Here is a 2,575-nt window from a genome sequence, read left to right on the forward strand (position 1 = left end):
GGCGATCGGGATGATCGGCTGGAGGGCTTCGTGCGCGGTGGGGTACACGCGTCCTACCTGCATCTGCACTGGGCGGGTGTACCCGGCGCGGCCACGCGCTTCGTCGCGGCGGCGAAGCAGGCCAGGCATGGGAGCCATGGGAGCCACGGGAACGGGCCGCGATGGCCGCAATGAGCGCGCAGCCGGCCCCGGGCGACCGGCTGATGGGATGCGCGCTGGCCGGCGCCGGTTTCGAGGCCGCGGGAGGCCCGCTTGCCACAGCCCGGTTACGGCCGTAACCGGCCCGATGGTCGTCTACCGGCGGCGACCACTAGTCGTCGGAGTCGGCGCGAGCCGCGGCGCACCCGCACGGGAAGTTCTCGACCTGGTCGAACACGCGCTGGCCGACGCGGGCCTGTCACCGCTGGCGGTACGCCACCTCGCCACCGTCGACGCCAAGCGCGATGAGATCGGCATCGTCTCGGCCGCCCGTGCCCGGGGCTGGCCGCTGCTGTTCCACCCGGCCGCGGCGCTCGCCACGGTTGACGTGCCCAATCCCTCGGATGTGGTGCGGGCCGCGGTCGGGACGCCGAGCGTGGCCGAGGCGGCGAGCCTGCTCGGTGCCGACAGTCTCCCAGCGGCTGGCGCTGCGCTTGTCGTGCCCAAGCGGGCGAGCGCACATGCCACCGTGGCGGTGGCCCGCCACCGTCCCCGCGACTGGTTGACGATCGTCGGTCTCGGCTCCACGGCCGGCCGGGGCCTTGACCACTCAGCCATGACGCCAGGCTGATCGTCGCGCACGCCGCGCGCCAGACCCGGCCGCTCTCGCGTACCGGCAATGAGCTCGCCAACAATGGCGCGGAAAGTCAGCGCCCGGACCCGGCCGACATCGATAATAATGACGCAAGAAAAATGTACGCAAACGAAACCGGATTCGGTGCCGACACTCGTTTTCGCTAAGCAATAGTGGGTGTGCTTCCGGGAGCGGGGCTGTGGTGCGTGCGTCGCGAGGCGAAAGCCGGCGCCGGGGCGCCGGGGCGAAAAACGGTACGGTGGAAAAGGAATGAGGGAGAGGAAGGGCTGCGGTGGGTGACACCGGAATGGGCCAGGATACGGATGGTCATCATACGGATGGCCACGGCGGTCACCGGCATGATGTGGCAGCGGACGCCGACCGCCGCTGGTTGACGATCGCGCTGGGCCTGATCAGCGGCTACCTCACGGCAGAGGTCGTCGTCGGCCTGCTGGCGCACTCCCTGGCCCTGCTGTCGGACGCGGCCCACATGCTCACCGACGCGTCGTCGATCGTGTTGGCGCTGGCCACGCTGTGGCTCGCGGCCCGGCCCGCCCATGGCTCATACACGTTCGGGCTGCGCCGCGTGGAGATCCTCTCCGCCCAGGCCAACGGCATCACCCTGCTGCTGCTGGCTGGCTGGCTCAGCTACCAGGCAGTCGTTCGGCTCCTGGCACCGAGCGCGGTGGCCGGCGGGCTCGTCCTGGGCACCGCGCTCGTCGGCGTGTGCGTCAACATCGCCGCGACCTGGGCGATCAGCCGAGCCAACCGGGCCAGCCTGAACGTCGAAGGTGCTTTCCAGCATATCCTCACCGATCTCTACGCGTTCCTCGCGACCGTCCTCGCGGGCGTCGTCATCCTCGTCACCGGATGGGATCGCGCCGACTCGGCCGCCTCGATTGTCGTTGTCATCCTCATGGTGAAAGCAGGCGTCGGGCTCCTACGCGCTTCCGGCCGGATTTTTCTCGAGGCCGCGCCGGACGGGATCGACCCGGACGGCATCGGTGCCGCCATGGCCCGCCGGCCCGGTGTCAGCGAAGTCCACGATCTCCACATCTGGCAGATCACCTCCGGGGAGCCGGCACTGTCCGCGCACGTCCTCGTGCTCCCCGACGCCGACTGCCACGCCGTCCGCGTCGATCTGGACGGCTGGCTGCGAGACGACCACCGCATCGACCACACCACCCTGCAGGTGGACCATCAACCCACCGAGGCACACCACGCCGACGCGATTCATCGTGGCGTACAGCCTCACCCACACTGCGTCACGTCACACGGCAGGACGCACTACGCCGCGGCCTCCCTGCCGACCTGAACACAGTCGATCTGAACACAGTGGGCCCGAAGCGGATGCTCGTCGAACCGGCCGATCCCGATGTGGATCCACGCTGGCCCCCGCGGCGCCAGGGGCCGCGCCGCGCACCGCTCCCGCGGCTGGCCGTCATTTCCGTCGGCGGCGCGCTGGGGGCCTGCGCCCGCTACGGCATGGCGCTGCTCTGGCCCACCCCAGCGGGGGCGTTCCCCTGGGCCACGCTGGTCGTGAACGCCTCCGGATGCGCGTTCATCGGGCTGCTCATGGTAATGGTCACCGAGCTGGATACGGTACATCCACTGGCGCGGCCGTTCCTGGGCACCGGGGTGCTGGGCGGGTTCACGACCTTCTCCACATATGCGCTCGACGCCGAGGGGCTGGCAGCGGGCGGACACGCCGGGACGGCGCTGGTATACCTGGTACTGACCATGGCAAGCGGGCTCGGCGCGGTCTGGGCCGCGACCCTGGCAACACGATCGTTGCTGGCGCGG

Annotated in this window: 3 protein-coding genes; all 3 read left to right on the top strand. The window is 70.2% G+C overall.

Features of this window, described 5'->3' with window-relative positions; genetic code table 11:
• The first annotated feature begins 286 nt into the window (after window positions 1–286).
• Window positions 287–769, top strand: a complete 483-nt coding sequence (locus MJ783_RS07600) for a cobalamin biosynthesis protein (protein WP_239309514.1) — start codon at window positions 287–289, stop codon at window positions 767–769.
• Window positions 770–1,079: 310 nt separating this feature from the next.
• Window positions 1,080–2,087, top strand: a complete 1,008-nt coding sequence (locus MJ783_RS07605) for a cation diffusion facilitator family transporter (RefSeq protein WP_370651496.1) — start codon at window positions 1,080–1,082, stop codon at window positions 2,085–2,087.
• 35 nt (window positions 2,088–2,122) lie between these two features.
• A partial coding sequence (locus tag MJ783_RS07610; protein WP_239309518.1) for a CrcB family protein occupies window positions 2,123–2,575 on the top strand: 453 nt, incomplete at its 3' end.

Source organism: Protofrankia sp. Cj3 (genome assembly GCF_917627355.1).
In the GTDB taxonomy this organism is placed as follows: domain Bacteria; phylum Actinomycetota; class Actinomycetes; order Frankiales; family Frankiaceae; genus Protofrankia.

Bases quoted from the DNA above. Each gene is read 5' to 3' on its own strand.
- MJ783_RS07605 (WP_370651496.1), top strand. From the start codon at position 1,080: ATGGGCCAGGATACGGATGGTCATCATACGGATGGCCACGGCGGTCAC.
- MJ783_RS07600 (WP_239309514.1), top strand. From the start codon at position 287: ATGGTCGTCTACCGGCGGCGACCACTAGTCGTCGGAGTCGGCGCGAGC.